At 62.6% G+C, this 19,848-nt stretch carries 11 protein-coding genes; 6 read left to right on the top strand and 5 right to left on the bottom strand.

What is annotated here, in order from left to right; all coding sequences use genetic code 11:
* Window positions 1-93: 93 nt before the first annotated feature.
* From IPV69_RS07480 to IPV69_RS07470, 3 genes are all read right to left on the bottom strand, one after another.
* Window positions 94-3,060: a PVC-type heme-binding CxxCH protein gene (locus IPV69_RS07480; protein WP_206294364.1), complete on the bottom strand. Its 2,967-nt coding sequence runs from the start codon at window positions 3,058-3,060 to the stop codon at window positions 94-96.
* Window positions 3,061-3,574: 514 nt separating this feature from the next.
* Entirely contained in the window at window positions 3,575-4,423 is an 849-nt protein-coding gene (locus tag IPV69_RS07475) for a S1 family peptidase (protein WP_206294363.1), read from the bottom strand.
* Between the two features lie 32 nt (window positions 4,424-4,455).
* The gene (locus tag IPV69_RS07470) at window positions 4,456-4,854 is read right to left on the bottom strand and encodes a hypothetical protein (RefSeq protein ID WP_206294362.1); all 399 of its coding nucleotides are present in this window, start codon (window positions 4,852-4,854) and stop codon (window positions 4,456-4,458) included.
* Between the two features lie 176 nt (window positions 4,855-5,030).
* Here IPV69_RS07470 and IPV69_RS07465 point away from each other — a divergent pair, with 176 nt between their 5' ends.
* On the top strand, window positions 5,031-7,073 hold the full coding sequence (locus IPV69_RS07465; RefSeq protein WP_390884398.1) for a prolyl oligopeptidase family serine peptidase: 2,043 nt from the start codon (window positions 5,031-5,033) through the stop codon (window positions 7,071-7,073).
* Window positions 7,074-7,228: 155 nt separating this feature from the next.
* Complete coding sequence (locus IPV69_RS07460; protein ID WP_206294358.1) at window positions 7,229-9,028, top strand: tetratricopeptide repeat protein; 1,800 nt, start codon at window positions 7,229-7,231, stop codon at window positions 9,026-9,028.
* Between the two features lies 1 nt (window position 9,029).
* Here IPV69_RS07460 and IPV69_RS07455 read toward each other — a convergent pair whose 3' ends face one another.
* Complete coding sequence (locus tag IPV69_RS07455) at window positions 9,030-10,526, bottom strand: DUF1501 domain-containing protein (RefSeq protein ID WP_206294356.1); 1,497 nt, start codon at window positions 10,524-10,526, stop codon at window positions 9,030-9,032.
* 99 nt (window positions 10,527-10,625) lie between these two features.
* Entirely contained in the window at window positions 10,626-13,799 is a 3,174-nt protein-coding gene (locus IPV69_RS07450) for a DUF1553 domain-containing protein (RefSeq protein ID WP_206294354.1), read from the bottom strand.
* 102 nt (window positions 13,800-13,901) lie between these two features.
* Here IPV69_RS07450 and IPV69_RS07445 point away from each other — a divergent pair, with 102 nt between their 5' ends.
* The 4 genes from IPV69_RS07445 (at window position 13,902) to yidC (ending at window position 19,752) form a co-directional block, all read left to right on the top strand.
* Complete coding sequence (locus IPV69_RS07445) at window positions 13,902-14,324, top strand: hypothetical protein (protein WP_206294352.1); 423 nt, start codon at window positions 13,902-13,904, stop codon at window positions 14,322-14,324.
* 139 nt (window positions 14,325-14,463) lie between these two features.
* The gene (locus tag IPV69_RS07440; protein WP_206294351.1) at window positions 14,464-16,197 is read left to right on the top strand and encodes a sigma-70 family RNA polymerase sigma factor; all 1,734 of its coding nucleotides are present in this window, start codon (window positions 14,464-14,466) and stop codon (window positions 16,195-16,197) included.
* Window positions 16,198-16,613: 416 nt separating this feature from the next.
* Window positions 16,614-17,363, top strand: coding sequence for a metallophosphoesterase family protein (locus tag IPV69_RS07435; RefSeq protein WP_206294348.1), 750 nt, complete (start codon window positions 16,614-16,616; stop codon window positions 17,361-17,363).
* A 151-nt stretch (window positions 17,364-17,514) separates the two neighbouring features.
* Window positions 17,515-19,752: a membrane protein insertase YidC gene (yidC, locus tag IPV69_RS07430; RefSeq protein WP_206294346.1), complete on the top strand. Its 2,238-nt coding sequence runs from the start codon at window positions 17,515-17,517 to the stop codon at window positions 19,750-19,752.
* The last annotated feature ends 96 nt before the right edge of the window (window positions 19,753-19,848 follow it).

Below are 19,848 nucleotides of genomic sequence, written 5' to 3'. Positions count from 1 at the left end.
TGAAAAGCAGCACGCCCTTCGCGTTTTCTTCGTGGCCTTCGTGACTTCGTGCCCTTCGTGTTGAAACCGACTTCCGGAACAATTGGTGCCGCTTCACTTCATCAGGTACCCGATCAGGTCCACGCGATCCTTCTCCGGCATCGTGTCGAGTTGCCCTTCGGGCATCATGCTCAACGGCGATTGTCGGCGTTTGCGGATCTCTGACACCGGAACGGTGATCTCCTCATTGGTCGTGCGGATCGTCACGCTCTTGTCGTTCTCGGCCGTCACGATTCCGTCGATTGTTCGGTCGTCCTTTGTATCAATGATCGTGACTCGGAACTCCCTGGCCACCTGCGCACTGGGATCGACCACATTCTCCAGCACGTAGTCGAGGTTCGTCCGCTGGCTGCCGGTCAGGTCGGGCCCGACTTTGCCGCCTTCGTTGAACAGCGTGTGACAAGCCGCGCACGTCTTGGCGTAGACGCCCTTTCCGTTGGCAAGATCGGCCTTGGCAAGGACGTCGGCGGCAAACAGCTTCTTGTAGTCCTTGATCTTCTGCTGCTTGTCCTTGTCCGTCGGGCGGACGTCGCCCCACACCTTGGCCAGCTTCGCCTTGACGCCGGCATCGGTGATGTTGGCCAGCTGGCGAACGGAATAGGCCGTCAGATCCGCCCGCGCGACGGTGCCCGCCTCGATCGCGTCGAGCAGTGCCGAGGCATACGCCGGCCGCGACACCAGCGTCTGAACGGCGTCGGGCTTTTCGAACACGGTCAGCTTGCCGTAACGCTTGATGATCTCCTTGGCCGAGTCGGCATGCCCGACGGCGGCGATCGCCTTGATCGCCGTCGTTCGCACGTCGCGGTCGTCCAGCAGCTTGTGCAGCAGGGGGGCCAGGTCGGCGTCCTTCGCCGTCACCAGTGATTGGATCGCCCGCTGCCGTGCCTGCGGGTCGGCGGTGGCGTCGGTCGCCTGCTTGCGCAGATCGCCGAGCGCCAGGGTGTCGCCAAAGACCAGCCCCACCTGCGTCGCGCCTTCCCGCACTTCGCCGCGATTGCTCGCCAGCAGTTTCTGGTAGACCTGCGGCCAGGCGGCCGGCATGTCCACCTTCCGCAGGCCGGCCAATCCTTCCTTCAACCCGACCAGCAGCCACTTGCGCAACTCCTGATCGCTAGTCTTATCGAGCAGCGCTACGACCGCTTCCATCCCGGGTTTGCTGACGCCGTCCACCGCCCGGCGGGCGATGTATTGCTGGACGATTTTCAGCTTGCTCTTCTCGGCCAGCGCCATCGCACGGGACAGGTCCGCCGAGACAAGCGGCTCCACGCCAAACCAAACCATCAACGGCAGGTTGGCGTCTTCGTTGTCGTCGTGTTGAACGAGGCCCTCGGCGATCGCCCAGCGGTCGGCGACCGGCAGGCGTTGCAACGCCGATGCGAGGTTCAGACGCACCACCGGCGATTCGCTCGACCTGGCCAGCTCGGCAAATCGCGCCAGCAGGGCATCCGACGGACGGCCGCCGTCCACCGCCAGTCGGATCGCCCAGCCGGCGACGTACGGCGAATCGCCGGTCAGTTGGGTCAGCAGTTCCGGCGTCACGCCGTCGACGGCGACGAGATGCCACAGGGCCCGCAGTTTGGCTTTCGGATCGTTCGTGACATCCAGCGCCTTGCGAAGCGAGGCCACCGTATCGCCGCCCAGCTTGCCCGTCGCCGTCCGTTCCTGAAGCAGCCGGCGGGCCGTTCGCGTCCACCATTGGTTCTTGTGATCCAGCAGCTTGATCAGTCCCGTATCGTCGAGCTTCGACAGGTCGGCGGGAACGGTCGATGGCGTGCCGAACGCCACGCGATAGAGCCGGCCATTCATCCGGTCAACGACGACGTAGTTGTGGCATTCGCCGGTGTCGGTCCAGTCGCAGATGTAGACCGCCCCGTCGGGTCCGGATTTGATCGCCAGCCCGCGGAACCAGGTGTCGTTGGCGAGCAGAAAATCCTTGCCGTGGTGCGCGACGACGCCGGAGCCTTTGGCCTCGAAGATGTCGTGGTTCACGCGATTGCCGTGCAGATTGCAGGTGTACAGTCCGCCGCGGTATTCGTCTGGCCAGTTGTCGCCCTGGTAAACCATCGCGCCGATATGGGCGTGTCCGCCGCCGGCTTCGGAGTGTTTTCCTTGTCCGCCGCGGGATTCGGTCCAGCTTCCGCCGCCCCAGTGCAGGTGGTCGGCGCAGCTCTGCATATACCCGTAGTGGTAGGGGTTGGTGTGCTGGCCGTACATGCGCTGGAAGTGCGCACCCGGTATCGCATGCCAAAGGTGCGCGATCACGCAGTTGGTGAAGAAGCAGTTCCCGTACTCGTCGAAGTCCAGGCCCCACGGGTTGGTCGTGCCGACACAGACGACTTCGAAGAGGTGCTTCGTCGGGTGATAGCGCCATACGCCGCAATCGAACTTCACGCGTTTCTCGGCCGGCGTGCCGGGCTTGCCGACGGCACTCTTGGACTGAATGCCGTTGGTGGCATACAGCCAGCCGTCCGGGCCCCAGGTGAATGACGAGAAGATGTTGTGCTTGACCTCTTTGACGTTCCAGCCGTCGAGCAGATTCTCCGGCGGGCCGTCGGGCTTGTCGTCGCCGTCACGGTCGGGGATGAACTGAAGGTAGGGAATCGCGCCGATCCAGACGCCGCCGAAACCGACCTCGATCGCCGAGACGTTCCGCAGCTTGTCGGCAAAGACAGTCCGCTTGTCGAACTTGCCGTCGTGGTCGGTGTCTTCCAGGATGATGATGCTGTCGGTTCCGGGCTTACTGTCGTCCATCGCCCAGTTGGGATAGCTCAGGCACTGCACCACCCACATCCGCCCGCGATGGTCCCAGGTGAACGCGATCGGCTGCACCACGTCGGGCTCGCCGGCGAACAGCCTCACATTGAACCCCGGCGGCACGGTCATTCGCCCCGCGGCCTCGGCGAGCGGGGCCGGGGCGGGCGGCTGGGGTGCAGGCGCATCGGCACCGGGAGACCTCGCCGACAACAACCCAACCGCAACCAACGCGACCAGTCCGCGACCCATCCAGCGTGATACAGCCATTCGTTTCTCCTTCAAAGCCATTCGGCGTCTGTGTGACGGCGACTGTGCCCGAAGGATGATACCGATAACGGAGAAACGCGTTAGCAGCGACGTCGCAAACGGCGTGTCATTCCCTTGATGGCCGTGACTGTTCAGTCAGCCCCCTCTGTCGGCCGCTAAGAGCGGCGGGATCATAAGTTCCGGCGGTTACGCCGGGTCTCCGTCGTCCCTATACCGCTCAAGCTCGGCAATCTCAGCGCCGATCGCGCGCATCTCGGGATGGACTACCTCGACGTCGCAGGTGTCGATCTCATCCTCCATAAATACCTTAAGCAGATCACTGAGAAACTCGATCCGCTCCTCCCGATCGGAAGTGTTCGCCTAAAAGAGTGGGAAGATTTCGATGAATAGCTTGCCGCCGGTTCGCCAACTCACGAGACACCTATAACTGAACGACGTTCCGCGGCCGGACGGGCACCGGAGGCGGCCTCGACGACTCGACCGTGATGGCCGCCCAGACCGCTGCAGGACTTCCCTATGCAGAGGATGGACCGCCGCCCGGCGGCTGGAGAATCGCCTCAAAATCCTTGAGTCGTTCGGCCTTGATGATGACCCCCAAATTGTTTGGGATTCGCGATATCGCGACAGGCTTCGAAACCGTTTGGATTGTCTGAATCGCTATTTCACCAGTCGCCGTGTGCTGTGGGCCGGCATAAAGGATGCCAAGCAATTTGATGCGTGAGCCGATGATTGTGTTCCCCTTACGGTCAGAGTAGTTCCCAAAGTTGTACAACAGGACTGGAGAACCGCTGGATCCGGGGAAGCAGGCTGCGTCGATCATGAACTCCTTGCGGCCGCAGTAGTCCGCATTTGGGTGTGTAGCAGTGACCCCGCGCCGGAATACGGGCATGTTGTTCACGTGGTCCCAGATCCCATTCGTATACCCGACCATGACAACCTCCTCAATCGCCATAAGGTTCCCTAAGTCGTTGGCCGTTGGTAGCAACTGCTCATCCATAGGAATGAAGAAGAGCTTCTTCCCCTGCTGCTCAGAGAACCGCAGAAGCGGCGCTATGGGCATGACACACAGGTCGACGTCAGCGTTCGGATGTCCAATCCACTGCTTCTCGAAGTCCGGTACCTCGAATCCGGTGTGCGTTGTCGGAACGGAGTCCGGGTTCTGGGATAGATGAAGGTGGAAGCGACCCGTTGTGCTGCCGGCGACGACATGTTTGTTGGTGACGATCGCTGGCACGAACTGTTCGCCCTTCCGGCAGAACGCGAAGTAGAAGCCTGTGCCAGTGGATTTGCCTGCGGGCGTGTCGCATTCGATGCGAACCGTCGTGAAGGCAAGCTTTTCCGAAGGGGAAAGGTCGATGGGCATAGCGAGCATCCCGCTGCATGACGGACTGACGTTCAGCGGCCGGGGCCGCGATCTGGGACGTCAAGGACTTCGAACCCGCGTTGTGCGGCCCCGGTCCGCTGCAATGGCTGGTTAAGCGACAGCCGCACGGCCAGCAGGACTACGCTTAACACGGCGGCGGGTGCTGCAACTTCCCACGCCAGGTCGTACCTGTGACCAAGGATGTAGACCACGTCTGGCTTCTCGGAGGCGTCGAACTGGCAGTAAGCGAATGTAGCTCCTGCAACGCACATCAACACGAGGCCCGCGACCGTTATCCAAGTGCGCCACTGTCCCATCACTGTTGCCGTTCGCATAACACGGCGGCACGCGCCACCCTTAGCCGTCGCCCACAAGAGTAGGCTAATTGTCAGTATCCCCTCCGTCAATTCCTGCTTCATGATGTAAAGCATGCACACGCCATCGGCTGGGGCGATCCGCAGGTCCGTGCGAGTGATCGCGCCGCGTTCGTCATGATCCTTTCCGTTTGACCGGCACGTTCCCCTGCGTCATCCTTGGCACTATGTCGCGAATCCGACTGCTTACCGCGTTTGTGCTCCTGCCCTCGCTCACGTTCGCCGCTACTCCGATGACTTACCCGCAAACCCGCAAGGTCGATCAGTCCGACGTCTATCACGGCGTCGCCGTCGCCGACCCCTACCGCTGGCTCGAAGACGACAACGCCGCCGACACCAAGGCATGGGTGGAAGCCCAGAACAAGGTCACCTTCGACTACCTCGCGAAGATTCCCCAGCGGCAGGCGATCAAGGACCGCCTGACGGAACTCTGGAACTACGAGCGGTGGGGCGTTCCCGGCAAGCATGGCGGGCGGTACTTCATCAGCCGCAACGACGGCCTGCAGAACCAGAGCGTCCTCTACACGATGGATACGCTCTCGGCCGAGCCGAAACTGCTGATCGACCCGAACAAGCTGTCGGCCGACGGAACCGTGGCGCTGTCGGGCACGGCCGTCAGCGAAGACGGCCATCTGATGGCGTATGGCTTGTCCGCCGCCGGGTCGGACTGGCAGGAGTGGAAGGTTCGCGATATCCGCACCGGGAACGATCTGGCGGACCACCTCAAGTGGGTGAAGTTCTCCCGGGCAAGCTGGCTGAAGGACGGCAGCGGCTTCTTCTACAGCCGTTACGACGAGCCGGCCGAGGGCGCGAAGCTGACCAAGGTGAACTACTTCCAGAAGCTCTACTTTCACAAGATCGGCACGCCGCAGAGCGACGATGTGCTCGTCTACCACCGGCCCGATCAGAAGGACTGGAGCTTCAGCGGGCATGTCACCGACGACGGCCGCTATCTGGTCATCCACAGCGGGCAGGGGACCGATCCGAAGAACCGCGTGCTGTACAAAGACCTGAGCAGGCCCGAGTCGCCGGTGGTCGAACTGCTGATGGCATTCGATGCCTCTTACGACTTCATCGACAACGAAGGTTCGGTGTTCTTCTTCAAGACTGACCTGGACGCCCCGCGCGGGCGAGTGATCGCGATTGATGTCGCCAGGCCGCAGCGTGAGAACTGGAAGGAACTGATCCCGCAGTCGGCCGAGACGCTGGACGGCGTGAACATTGTCGCCGACCGGTTTGTGGTCGAATACCTGAAGGACGCGCACAGTGTCGTCCGCACGTTCGCGATCGATGGCAAGCCGCTGGCGGAGATCGCACTGCCCGGCCTCGGCTCGGCCGGCGGGTTTGGCGGGAAGCGCGGCGATCGCGAGACGTTCTATTCATACACCAGCTTCACCACGCCCGGCGTGGTCTACCGCTACGACTTTGAGACCGGCCGGAGCGAGGCCTTTCGCGCCCCGAACGTGAAGTTCGATCGCGACGGCTTTGAAACGACACAGGTCTTCGTCCCCAGCAAAGACGGCACGAAGGTGCCGATGTTCATTTCGCACAAGAAAGGCCTGAAGCTGGACGGCACCAACCCTACGATTTTGTACGGCTACGGCGGGTTCAACATTCCCATGACGCCGGGCTTTAGCGTGTCGCGCGTCGCCTGGATGGAGATGGGCGGCGTGTACGCCGTGGCCAACCTGCGCGGCGGCGGTGAGTACGGCGAGGAATGGCACGAAGCCGGCACCAAGCTGAAAAAGCAGAACGTGTTCGACGATTTTATAGCGTCCGCCGAGTGGCTGATCGCGAACAAATACACATCGAGCCAGAAGCTGGCGATCCAGGGCGGCAGCAACGGCGGGCTGCTCGTCGGGGCCGCCATGACCCAGCGACCGGAGCTGTTCAAAGCCGCGGTTCCCGCTGTCGGCGTGATGGACATGCTGCGGTTCCACAAGTTCACCATCGGCTGGGCATGGAAGAGCGACTACGGATCGGCCGACGACGCGGCCGAGTTCAAGGTGCTCTACGGCTACTCGCCGTACCACAACCTCAAGCCCGGCGTGAAGTACCCGTCAACGATGGTGACCACGGCCGATCACGACGACCGCGTCGTCCCCGCGCACAGCTTCAAGTTCGCCGCGCGGTTACAGGAGTGCCACGGCGGCGACAACCCGGTCCTGATTCGCATCGACGTCAAAGCCGGCCACGGCGGCGGCAAACCGACGGCGAAGATCATCGAAGAGCAGGCGGACGCGATGGCGTTTTTGGTGAAGGAACTGGGGATGTAGACCTGGGTGGGAACGGAAACCGCTTCGAAATTGGGAGTGATATGAGTCGGCAACCTTGGTGGAAACGTTGGTTCGGCGGCAAGGCAAGGGCGTCTCAATCGGCGGCTTCCCCGAGAGGGGCTGGTGAGTCGGCGCGTTCACAGAACGAACCCGTATTGGAGCTAAAGCCCGTCGCCTGCGGGGCGCATCACAAGTCACTCACGAACGACCAGGAACTGGACATCGCCGAGTCCGCGATCGGCGAGGCCGATCTGCCGCATGCCGCCCATCATCTGGCCAATGCGGTCATGAACGACCCTGCAGACGCGCGCATGATCGAACTCCTGGGACGTGCCCTGAACGCCGCCGAGGATGCCGTCGAGTTGTTCCCGCTCAAAGATGATAACTACGTCGGGACGGTGGCCTGCCGCGTGTTCGCGCTGGGAGCGAATGGCCGATACGCCGAGGCGTTCGATCTCCTACCGCACCTGCACAAGGCCGCGCCGCACCGCGAGTTTCTCAAGTGGGGCACTCGGTGGCTGGGTCGCGCCGGGGCCGCAGAGCAGGTCGATCCGGTCAAGGCCGCGTCTTGTTTCGCCGGTTATCTGCAAATGTATCCCGGGATCGTCGTGGAATCGGCCGAAGGTCGCGCCGACCTTTCCGAACTTGAGCCGGTTGCCCTCCGCATGGCGCAGCTTCATCCCACCGATGGCGTTCTGGCCGGATTCTATGCGGCGGTGATTCGCAAGCTCGGTCGGATCGACGAGGCGATCAAGCACTCGGAAGCGGCATTCCGGGCGAACCGCTCTTACATGACCGGGTGTGCGCTGGCGATGGCACTGAGTGGTGCCGGTCGCTCCGACGAGGCGATCGAGGTCTACAAGGAGATGATCAAAATCGATCCGAAGGACGCTGCCGCCCGGGCCGATATCGCTGAGATCCACCTCTCCGAGCGGCGGTTTGAAGAGGCGCTCAAATGGGCCGAGGATACGCTTCGAGTTGACCCGGCTCACACCACCGCCATGCCGATGAGTTATTTCCTCAAGGCTCTTCTAGGTCGGCAAGGAGACTGGCAAGGTGCCCTCGAGAGGTACGCCGAGCAGAACCCGTCCAGCGATCGAGCCCGCTATTGGCTTAACTCGCTCAAACCTTTCGTCGGGTTTCTGCCTCACACGACCGAGGCATCACTGGACGGCATTCGGCAATTCCTGGATTCGCGCAAGCCCGGCGAAGAGCCCGTCGCACCGGGAGCGATCAAGATGACTATCTCGTCAATGGAAGCACCCAGCGCATGGCAGGCGATTGAGTTGGCGCTCGGTTGGCCGCGGGGAAGCTTCACGCCCGAGATTACTGAGATTCCTCACCCTGATCCCAGGGTACCGCGCGGCGAAGTGGATTATCTGCTGTGGCGATATGACGGCACCGCGCCAAGGCCTGCATTGCCCGCGCCGCATGCCTACGTTGTGAAGAAAGTGCTCGAGATCGCCGAGAGGCCTTACGACGCGGAGTCTTGGTGGGCCATGGCCGGCAGCATCGCCGCCGAACTCGGCCCCAAGTCAGTTCCATCACTGCTGGGGATGATGGTGAATCCGGCTGCGCCTCCGACAGGCTGGCCGGCGTGGGACTGGGTGCAGCGGCAGCAGTTCGCGTCGGCGTTTATCATCGCCCGGGTGGATGCCGGCTGGTCGCAATCGCATCGACGCAAGGCGCTCTACTCGCTGCTCCGCGGGCCGGTCGACTGGACCACCAATGCCGGATACACCGCGATGGTTCAACTGGCGATCGAAGAGCGATCCGACGAAATCGCCGCTGAGGCAACCGACATGCTGATGGAATTGGCGAAGAACCGTCCGAACCCCGGCTATTGCTGTTACGAATACGCGATGGTCATCAACGCGCTGCGATTGCCAAACCTGGACGCCTCTTTGCGATACGAGCTGCAGAAGTGGCGGGCTGGATTGGAACAATCGGAATAGTCTAGCTCGACGACAGTACATCCTTCACCACATGCCCATGCACATCCGTCAGCCGGTAATACCGGCCCTGGAACTTGTAGGTCAGCTTCTCATGATCAATCCCCATCTGGTGGAGGATCGTCGCGTGCAGGTCGTGCACATCGACCGGGTTTGACGTGACGTTGTAGCCGAAGTCGTCGGTGGTGCCGTACGACATGCCGGGTTTTATGCCGCCGCCGGCCATCCAGATGGTGAAGCAGCGGGGGTGGTGGTCGCGGCCGTAGTTGGTCGCGGTCAGCTTGCCCTGCGAATAGTTGGTTCGGCCGAACTCGCCGCCCCAGACGACGAGGGTGTCATCCAGCAGGCCGCGCTGCTTGAGGTCGGTCACCAGGCCGTAGCAGGCTTGGTCGACGTCTTTCGCCTGGCGTTTGATGCCGGCGGGCAGGCCGCCGTGCTGATCCCAGCCGGGGTGATAGAGCTGGATGAACCGCACGTCGCGCTCGGCGAGCCGCCGGGCGAGCAGGCAGTTGGCGGCGAAGGTGCCGGGGTGGCGAGCCTCTTCGCCGTACAGTTCGTAGGTGCTCGCCGGTTCGTTGGCGACATCCATCACCTCGGGGACGCTCGTCTGCATGCGGTACGCCATCTCGTACTGGCTCACGCGGGCGTTGATCTCGGGATCGCCGAGGTCTTCGAATTGCAGCCGGTGGAGTTCGCCGAGCTTGTCGAGCATCTTGCGACGGCTGTCGCTGCTGATGCCGGCGGGGTTCTGCAGATACAGCACCGGATCGCCGCCGCTGCGGAACTGCACGCCCTGGTGAACGCTGCCGAGGAAGCCATTGCCCCAGAGCCGGCTGTAGAGCGGCTGGTCGATGCGGTCTTTCGAGATCAGCACGACGAACGACGGCAGGTTCTCGTTGCCCGAGCCCAGGCCGTAGCTCATCCACGATCCCATGCTGGGCCGGCCGGCCAACTGATGGCCGGTCTGAAAGAAGGTCATCGCCGGGTCGTGGTTGATGTGGTCGGTGTGCATCGACCGGATGAAGCACAGGTCGTCCACGCACTTGGCGGTCCAGGGCATGAGCTCGCTGACGGTCGCGCCGGATTTGCCGTACTTATCAAACTTGTAGATCGACCCTGCCAGCGGCAGGGTGGCCTGGTTGCCGCTCATGCCGGTGAGGCGCTGGCCCATGCGGACCGAAGCCGGCAGGTCTTTTCCCTGCATCTCGTTGAGCAATGGCTTGTGGTCGAACAGTTCGAACTGCGACGGCCCGCCGGACATGAACAGGTAGATGACCCGCTTGGCGCGGACGGGGAAGTGGAGCTTGTCGAGGACGCCCTTCGATGTCTTGAACCCACGGTCCGCCGGGAGAGAGCCCTGCGGCTTCGTCGCCGGTTCCGCCGCAATCGCGTCACGGTTGAGAAGTCCCATCAGCGCCGCACCGCCGAGGCCCAGCCCCGAGCGGGCGAAGAAATCCCGGCGGTTCATGCTGACATTGATATTGTTACAGAAGAGGCTCATGTCGTATCTTTGTAGGGTCCGCCTTGGCGGACGCGATCGATGTTGTCAGAGGAGATTCCGCGTAAAGCCCAACGCGTCCGCCAAGGCGGACCCTACGAGCTACCGCCGCATCACTGCTTCGTCGTGATTGAAGATCGCCTGCGCCAGCACGCTGCCGGCGGCGACTTCGGCGGCATCCAGCTTGGCGGCGGTCTTGCTCTCACCGACTTTCAGCAGGGCCTCGGCCGATTTGCGGTCGGCGGCGAATAGCGCCCGCTGCTCGGCCAGCATCGCCACCAGCACCGTCGTCTCGCGATCGGTCGCCTGCCGGCCGGTGATCAGGCGGAACGCATATTTCACGCGGCTGGCGTCATCCGGGCCGCCTTCGGCGATCATCCGCTCGGCCACCTTCCGCGACGCCTCGACAACCTGCACATCGTTCAGCAGCGTCAGCGATTGCAACGGCGTGCTCGTCGTCTGTCGCTTGATCGTGCAGTAGCTCCGGTCGGCGGCGTCGAACGTCAGCATCGCCGGCGGGGCGACCGTGCGCTTGATGTACGTGTACAAACTGCGGCGATACAGGTCTTCGCCCTTGCCCTGGTCGTACTTCGGGCGGCCCATCGCGATATCCCACAGGCCGGCGGGCTGATAGGGCTTCACGCTCGGCCCGCCGAGCTTCTCGACCAGCAGTCCGCTGGAAGACAGGGCCTGATCGCGAAGCATCTCGGCGGTCAGTCGCCTTGGGGGCATGTGCGAGAGCAGCAGGTTGGTCGGATCCTTTGCGCGGGCTTCGGCGCTCGGCTGCGATGACTGCCGATAGGTTGCGCTCATCGCGATGTACTTCAGGAACCGCTTCTGATCCCACTTGTAGTCGTCGATGAAGACACGCGTCAGGTAGTCCAGTAGTTCCGGATGCGACGGCACCGCGCCGGTCGAGCCGAAGTTGTCGGAGGTCTCTACGATGCCCCGGCCGAACATCTGCTGCCAAAGGCGATTGACCGTCACCCGGCCGGTCAGCGGATGCTGCGGGTCGGTCAGCCAGCGGGCCAGACCCAGGCGGTTGTGCGGCTGGTCGGCGGGAAACGCCGGCATGACCGCCGGTGTTGTTGCCGAGACGGGATCGCCATGCTGATCGTAGTTGCCGCGTTTGAGGAGGAACGCGGGCTTGGGCGTTCGGGTCTCCTTCATCACCATTGCTTCGGGGATGGGGTTGATGAAGTCAGACTGTGCTTTGCGGGCGGCGTGCAGGGCCTTGCGAGCTTCGATGACCTTGGGGTCGATCGTGTTGACGTAATAATCAGTCAGCGAAGAATCGATTGGTTTCCCATCGACTGCGCGAAACCGCGAAGCGACTGGCGTGTTCGCCTTGCCGGTGATTGCTTCGACCTCGAGTGCGGTGATCTCGCGGTTAAAGACGTAGAAGTCGTCCACTTGTCCGTTGCGGAAGCCGTTGTCGCGGAAGCGGAAGCCGATCGCCAGGTCGGGTTCGTCGCCGCCGTAGGTGATGTCCTTCCAGAGGTCGTCCTGGATGACTTCCAACTCGGCCGGTTTGCCTTCGATATAGATGCGGACGCCGCCCGCGCGGCTCGATCCGTCGTAGGTCACTGAGACGGTCGTCCAGGCGTCTTTCGTGATGCGGTCCTTGGTTCGCACCTTCAGGCTGTTGCCCGGCCACATGTGGTGCATGCCGAACGCGACCTGGCCGGATTCCAGCAGCAGTTCAAACCCCCGGCTGCCGGCGTCGATGGGTGCGCGGCTCTTATGGACCACCACCGCGCGCTCGGCCAGTTCGCCGGCACGCAGCTTGATCGACATCGAGAACGGATCCACCCGTGAGAAGTCGGCGATCGCCGGGAAGGTGAACCCGCTCTCCCCCGAGAGCGCCGCTGCTTTGCCGTTGGGCCCGTCCACCAGGACGGGATTGTCGCTCCCTTTACCGACAGACTTGGGATCGACCCGATTGGTGATCTGATTCTTATCGATCTCGTCGAACGTAAAGTGTGCGATGGTCCCGGGAATATCGGATGGCGGTTGAGGTCCGGCCTCCAGCCACTTCGCCAGGGGCATTCCAGTCGCTTGCCCCTTCGCCGTCGCCACATCCTTCTCCCTCGCTCGGATCGCTTCATCCAGTTCCTTCAGCTTCGCATCCTGCTCGTCGGTGCTCAGCAGCATTGTCGGCACCGGCATCGATCCCGTGAAGTACGGCGTCTGCCCGCTCTCGTCGATGTTCTGGAAGAACGCGAACAGCGAATAAAACTCCTTCTGGGTGATCGGGTCGTACTTGTGGTCGTGGCAGCGGGTGCATTCGAAGGTCATGCCGAGGAACGCCGTGCCCATGGTGTTTACGCGATCGACGACGTACGCCACGCGGAACTCTTCCTCGACGATGCCGCCTTCCTCGTTCTGGCTGTGCAAGCGGTTGAACGCCGTCGCGAGGCGCTGGTCTTTCGTCGCATTCGGCAACAGATCGCCGGCCAGTTGCCAGGTGGCGAACTGGTCGAACGGCAGGTTCTCATTAAACGCCTTGATGACCCAGTCGCGGTAGGCGTGCATCGGCCGGAAGCGGTCCATCTGGTAGCCGTGCGTGTCGGCGAATCGGGCGATGTCGAGCCAATCGCTCGCCATGCGCTCGCCGTAACGGGGGCTGGCGAGCAGGCGATCGACGAGTTTTTCGTACGCGTCGGCCGACTTGTCGGCGAGGAACGCGTCGATCTCGGCGGGCGTCGGGGACAGGCCGGTCAGGTCGAGGCTCACCCGGCGGAGGAGCCTGGCCTTATCGGCCTCGGACTGCGGGGGAATGCTTTCCTTTTCAAGCCGGGCGAGGATGAACCGGTCGATGCCGTTCTTCACCCACGCCTGGTTCTTCACCGTGGGTTCAGCCGGCTTGGCCGTCGGCGGCACAAACGCCCAGTGGGTGCCCCATTTGGCGCCTTCGTCCACCCAACGTTTGAGCGTCTGCCGCTGGGCCGGCGTCAGTTTTCGCACGCCATCGGGCGGGGGCATCATGTCGTCGGGGTCGTCGCTGAAGATGCGTTTGACCAGTTCGCTCTTGGCGCTGTTTCCGGGGACGACGACCGCCACGTCCTCCTTCACGCGGTAGGCGCCCTCCCTGGTGTCCAGCCGTAGCTTGGCCTTGCGACCTTTCTCGTCGGGGCCGTGGCAGTGAAAGCAGTTGTCGGATAGCAGGGGCAGCACTTCGCGGGAAAAATCCACCGGCGGTTCGGCGGCGACCACCGGGCGCGCACCGGCCGTCAGGATGAGCATGGCCACAAGCAAACTAGAGCGGAACATCATCGCCATGATAGTACGTACTCGGATCGCAACCAGCCGTGGAACCGACGCCAGCCGACGTTTTCAACGTTCCGCGGATAAGCGCCGAGTGTTACTTCTGAACTCATGAATACGTACACCGAACTGGGCCAATCCGGCGAGTTTCTCGACTACCCGACGAACAAGGTCATCGGCGTGTTCGCGAACTGGGAGCAGGCACAGGCCGCGATCGCCCGGCTGACTGCCGACGGGTTCACACGGGAGCAGATCGGCGTGCTCGCCGGATCAAAAGGGGCCAGGCGGCTCGACGCCAGCGGTGAGGCGCACGGCATTCTGGCGCAGCTCTCCCGATTCTTCTCCAACTTCGCCGACCTCGATGCCAAGCATGTGGCCCGCCACGAGCAGGAACTGGAAGCCGGGCACGTGCTGGTCGCCGCTGACGGCGAAGACGAAGCCCGTCGCGAGCGTGCCCGGCAGGTCCTGAAGGACGAAGGAGGCTACTTCATCAACTATTACGGGAAGTGGTTCGTCGAGAATCTGGAAGCGTGAACCGACTTGCGACCCGTTTTCGGACCTGCCGGGGTCCCGTTCCAGCAAGTAACGACAATCGCGTCATCTTGCCGAGCGACCTGCACTGGCCAGGCGATGTTTGCGCACGATAACATTCTGTACCCGTCCAGTTCTTCCCTTGACCCTGCGATCAAGCCATGGGCATAATGTGAATGTGGCGAAGTTCCGTATAGAACCCCTGGCCGACCTTGCCCGTCAGATGGCGTTCGCCCCGCGCGACACGCGGCTGGCGCAAGTCACTGCCGCCGAGGAGTTTCTACACGAGCTCGACGTCAACAAGGCCTACCCGCTCGAATTACTCGTTCACAAGATCACCGGCTATCGCCCGCGCGACTACACCGAAGACCTCTATGCCGGTCAGGCCGTTCAGCATGATCTGGGCCTGCTGATTGAAGTCGTCAGCGACAGCCTCGACATCCGTACCGACCAGACCGAAGAGCCGGTGCTGACGATCGACGATGTCACGGCGCGGTTCAATGTCACGAGCAAGACGATTCAGCGATGGCGTCGCCGGGGTCTGCCCGGGCGTCGGTTTATCTTTGCCGATGGCAAACGCCGGGTGGGTTTTCTGCTGGGGTCGGTCGAGCGGTTCTTCTCCGAGCACAAGGATCAGGTCACGCGGGGGATGAACTTCTCCCAGGTGAGCGAAGACGAGAAAGGCGACATCCTTCGCCGGGCTCGTAAGCTCGCGGTGATGTGCCATTGCTGCGTGCACGAGATCTGCCGCCGCATTGCCAAGAAGCTCAACCGCTCGCCGCTCACGATCCAGCACATCATCCGCAAGTTCGACCAGGAGCACCCCGATCAGGCGGTGTTCGCACTGGCGCCTTCGCCGGTGTCGGACGAAGAACGCACGACCATCCTCCGCGGCTATCGCCGGGGGCTGGCGCTCAAGAGCCTGGCTCGCCGCACCTGTCGGCCAACGGCCGCGGTGTACCGCGTCATCCTCGAAGAGCGGATCGCGAAGCTGAACAAGCGCAAGGTGAAGTTCATCGACGATGAGCTCTACCACCAGGACGACGCCATCCAGGCGATCGACACGATTGTCCGTTCGTCGAAGGAAGCCACGCTCGGCCGGGGCGGCGAAGGCAAGCCGGAAGACACCCGCGTGCCGCGCGATCTGCCGGCGTATCTCCAGGAACTCTATCGCACGCCGCTGCTCACGCCGCAGCAGGAGCGGGCGCTGTTCCTGAAGTTCCACTTCCACAAGTTCGAGTTCGTGTCGGCCCGACGACTGCTCGAACCGCAGTTTGCCCGTGCCCGCGATATCGACGTGCTCGAAGACCATCTTCGCGCCGCGACGGATGTCAAAAACCAGATCATCCGGGCGAACCTCCGCCTTGTCGTCAGCATCGCCCGCAAGCACCTTCGGCCGAACCTTTCGCTGATGGAACTCATCAGCGAAGGCAACGTCACGCTCATGCGGGCTGTCGAAAGTTTTGACCTGCACAAGGGCAACCGCTTCAGCACCTACGCGACCCTGGCGCTGATGAAGGGCTTTGCCCGCAGCGTGCCCCAGATGCTCGCCGGCCAGCGCGGCGGCGGGGCGTCGGACGTCTCGGCAATGTCCGAAGTCGCCGACCATCGCCTTGGTTCCATCTCCGACCGTTTCATCGCCCGCGAGGAAGTCGGCCGGCTGCTGTCACAGCTCAACGATCGCGAACGCACGGTCGTCCTGTCGCAGTACGGCATTGACGCGACCGGCCTTGGCGTCCAGAACGGCGCGAACGTCACGATCGCCCGCGAAGACCTCACCCGCAGGCTCGGTGTCACGCCACAGCAACTCCGCCAAATCGAGAAGAACGCGATCGCCAAGCTGCGAACCGCAATCGGCGCGGCGAATCTGAGTTGATCTGCGCGGTAGACCCCACCCGGCAAAAGAGCGACCACGGAGTCACGGAGGGGTTTGCGGCGACCCACCAGGGCCGACGTCACAAAACACTTCGTTCAGTTACTTCAACTAGATTTTTACTTAGTCCGTTTGAGCTGGATCCCTGTGCATCGGAGCAAACGCCGGAGCCTCAAGTTGCCCTCCGTGTCTCCGTGCCTCCGTGGTGATTCTGATTTTCAGCGTGTATCGCGCTTAGATGTCCGCGATCGGCGACCGCTGATTTGACGGTCTCCCCCTCACACCTTACGATTTCCCGACTCGCACTTTCGGTCCTGGAAAGTTCCCCGGATGTCCGGTGGGTGCGGCGGGTCGGAAACACTGTTGGATGCTTGATTTAGCATCGCCTCGCGGCCCCGTAGTTCGCGCCCGCGCCCCTCATGTTTGCCATCATCAGCGACATTCACGGAAACCTGGAGGCGCTCCAGGCGGTTTTGGCCGAAGTGGACCGCCGACAACTGCAGCACGTGCTGTGTCTCGGCGACATCATCGGCTACGGGCCGAATCCGCTCGAATGCATGGACCTGGTGATGACCCGCAGCCGTGCCACGCTGATGGGCAATCACGACTTTGCCGTCCTCTACGAGCCGTTCAATTTTAACGCCGGCGCCGAGTCCGCCTGTTTCTGGACCCGCAAGCAGTTCGAGAACGATCCCGATGTGCAGCGCAAGGCCAAGCGGTGGAAGTACCTTGGCGGGTTGCCCGTTCGCATTCGTACGCCCGACTTCATCGCCGTCCATGCCTCGCCGCGGCGTCCGGTGAATGAATACATCTTCCCCGACGACATCTATACGAACCCGGGTAAGTTCGTCAGCATTTTCGAGCGGTTTAACCGGCTCTGCTTTGTCGGGCACACCCATGTGCCGGGTGTCTTTCTGGAAGGGCCCGACTTTTATAGCCCTGACGAGCTTGAATCGAAGTACGAACTGACGGATGAAAAGGCGATCGTGAACGTCGGGAGTGTTGGCCAGCCCCGCGACCGCGACCCGCGGGCGAGCTTCGTGGTCGTCAGCGATACCTATGTGGAGTTCGTCCGCATCCCGTACGACGTGCAGACGACCAAGAAGAAGGTCGAGCAGATCGAAGACCTCGACAACTTCCTGGGGGCGCGGCTGGAAGACGGGCGGTGATGGAAGTCCGGTTGCAGACGTTGGCGTTCCTTTGCCGCGAACGAGAGCCAATCGAAGCAGCCCCCCTGACCCTCCACTAGAGTACCGGAGGAGGGGATGAAGCCCGCCCGCCGAAGAATCTATTTTGTCCGAGACTGACTGAAAGCCCTCGATGCCCAAGAAACAGACGATTGTCGCGATCCTCCTCTCCGTTGCCGTGATGGCGGCGTGGATCGGGGCGCGAGCCTATTACCAGAAGTATCATCCGGAGTATTTCGCACCGGCGACGCCGCCGGTCGTTGATCCGGTACCCGCTGCGACAAGCCCTGTCGCGACGACCTTGCCGGCGACCGGTGCAACGGCGGTGGTCTCGGCGACACTGCCGTCGGCGACGCAAACTGCCGTCGGACCCAGCGTTGGACCCAGTGTCGGACCCGCCGCGCCCGCCGTCCCGGCCGGCCTGTCGGTCGCGCCCGTCGCCGCCGAAGATCTCAAAGGCGTACAACTCGGCTCCGCGACGATCGATGATCCGAAGTTCGTCATGCAGCTCAGCACGGCGGGCATCGGCGGGGCGATCGATGCGATCATTCTCAACCCCTTCCGCCGGGGTGAAGACTTCAAGAAAGAGCCGAAGGACCGCGGGACTTATGTCTTCCAGAAGCCTTACGACCAGGGGCTCTACAGCTACACCCGCCCGATGGCGACCCGGTCGATTACGATCGACGGGCAGATCCTCGATCTGTCCAACGCCAAGTGGGCCTTCAAGTCGCAGGGCGAGAACGAGCGTACGCTGCTGGCCCCCGGCCAGCCCGGCGGCAAGGCCACGCTGAAGGGGCCGTCGGTCACCTACACCACGACCATCCTGCGCGCCGGCCAGCCGATCCTGGAACTGACCAAGACCTTCACGATCTTCGAGAAGACGTCGATCACCGCGGGTTACGAGGTGGCGATCGATTTTGCCATGCGGAACCTGACCGCCGGCGAGCTGTCGGTGCAGTCGGTGATCAACGGCCCGACACTGCCGCCGCCCGAAGCCGCCCGCCCGCCCGACCGCAACGTAATGGCCGGTTATCGTCTTAAGGACGGAGCCCTGAGCTACCCCGGGCCGCACCCGGTATCGGTGTTTAATGAGGGCTCGCCGACCTACGACCTGACCAAGGACAAAGAAGGCAATGCCGTCGCCTGGGCGGGGTGCTCGAGCGTGTACTTCAACGCGTTCGTTCTGTTCGAGCAGCCGTCGCAGATCGCCAAGGTTGCCGCCGAGGCCAAGCGGGTGGTCGAGGAGAAAGACCCGGAACACCGCCCGGTCCTGATGACCTTCGAAACGGTTCCGGCCAAGCTCGCCGCCGGCGAGTCACACGCGATGTCGGTGTCGGCATTCTTCGGGCCGCGCTGGCGCGACGTGCTGAACCAGCCGTTCTACTCTGGCGCCACCCGCGGCTACGACCAGACGTTGATCGTGAAGAGCGGCCCGTGCGGCTTCTGCGCCGTGGACCAGCTCATCAGCGGGATGGTCGGCCTGCTGAACGGGCTGCACTGGGTGGCCGGCGGGTTCCCGCCGATCAGGAACGGCGACTGGGGTATCGCGATCATCCTGCTCGTCGCCATTGTTCGCACGCTGCTCCACCCGATCACCAAGCGGTCCCAGATCCAGCTCATGAAGATGGGCAAGATGGGACCGGAGATGGCCAAGCTCAAGGAGAAGTACGGCGACGACAAGGAGGCCTTCACCAAGGCCCAGATGACGCTGATGAAGGAACAGGGCCTCGGGCCGCTGCTCGGCTGTCTGCCGATGTTCCTGCAGATGCCGATCTGGATTGCCCTCTGGCAGGCGTTGCAGAGCACGTTCGAACTGCGACAGGCCCCGTTCCTGTGGCACTGGACCTGGATCGAAGACCTTTCCAAGCCCGACTATCTCTTCAAGTTCGAACACAGCTATCCGCTGTTCTTCGGCATCGTGCTGGACGGCTTCAACCTGCTGCCGATCCTGCTGTCGATCGTGTTCCACGTTCAGGCTCGCATTCAGAACAGCCTGAGTGTCGCCAGCACGCCGGAACAGGAATCGCAGAAGAAGATGATGATGTGGATGTCCACGCTGCTGTTCCCGCTGTTCCTGTACAACGGGCCGAGCGGGTTGAACCTCTACATTCTCACGAGCACATTCGTGGGCATGGTGGAGAGCAAGATCATCCGCGATCACATCAAGCAGAAGGAAGAAGCCGAGAAGCTGTTAGCGCCTGTGGTGGTCGATGCCAAGCCCACCCGCGCCGCCCGCCGGGCCGACGGCAAGCCCGAAGAGCCCGCCGCCCCCAAGACCGGAATCGCCGGTTTCTTCCAGAAGCTTCAATCCCGTGTCGAAGAGATCCAGAAGGATCAGGAAAAGCAGCAGAAGAAGGGGAAGAAGCAGTAGGCAGTAGGCAGTAGGCAGTAGGCAGTAGGCAGTAGGCAGTAGGCAGTAGGCAGTAGGCAGTAGGCAGTAGGCAGTAGGCAGTAGGCAGTGGAACCG

This window comes from Humisphaera borealis, from assembly GCF_015169395.1.
GTDB classification, from domain to species: Bacteria; Planctomycetota; Phycisphaerae; order Tepidisphaerales; family Tepidisphaeraceae; genus Humisphaera; species Humisphaera borealis.
The sequence above is the reverse complement of the archived record's forward strand: the minus strand, read 5'-3'. Positions and strand labels throughout refer to the sequence as shown.

What these genes read in the sequence shown, in the direction of transcription:
- IPV69_RS07475 (WP_206294363.1), bottom strand. Translation starts at nt 4,423, where the DNA reads ATGCCCATCGACCTTTCCCCTTCGGAAAAGCTTGCCTTCACGACGGTT.
- IPV69_RS07465 (WP_390884398.1), top strand. Translation starts at nt 5,031, where the DNA reads ATGACTTACCCGCAAACCCGCAAGGTCGATCAGTCCGACGTCTATCAC.
- IPV69_RS07450 (WP_206294354.1), bottom strand. Translation starts at nt 13,799, where the DNA reads ATGATGTTCCGCTCTAGTTTGCTTGTGGCCATGCTCATCCTGACGGCC.
- IPV69_RS07455 (WP_206294356.1), bottom strand. Translation starts at nt 10,526, where the DNA reads ATGAGCCTCTTCTGTAACAATATCAATGTCAGCATGAACCGCCGGGAT.
- IPV69_RS07435 (WP_206294348.1), top strand. Translation starts at nt 16,614, where the DNA reads ATGTTTGCCATCATCAGCGACATTCACGGAAACCTGGAGGCGCTCCAG.
- IPV69_RS07470 (WP_206294362.1), bottom strand. Translation starts at nt 4,854, where the DNA reads ATGCTTTACATCATGAAGCAGGAATTGACGGAGGGGATACTGACAATT.
- IPV69_RS07480 (WP_206294364.1), bottom strand. Translation starts at nt 3,060, where the DNA reads ATGGCTGTATCACGCTGGATGGGTCGCGGACTGGTCGCGTTGGTTGCG.
- IPV69_RS07445 (WP_206294352.1), top strand. Translation starts at nt 13,902, where the DNA reads ATGAATACGTACACCGAACTGGGCCAATCCGGCGAGTTTCTCGACTAC.
- yidC (WP_206294346.1), top strand. Translation starts at nt 17,515, where the DNA reads ATGCCCAAGAAACAGACGATTGTCGCGATCCTCCTCTCCGTTGCCGTG.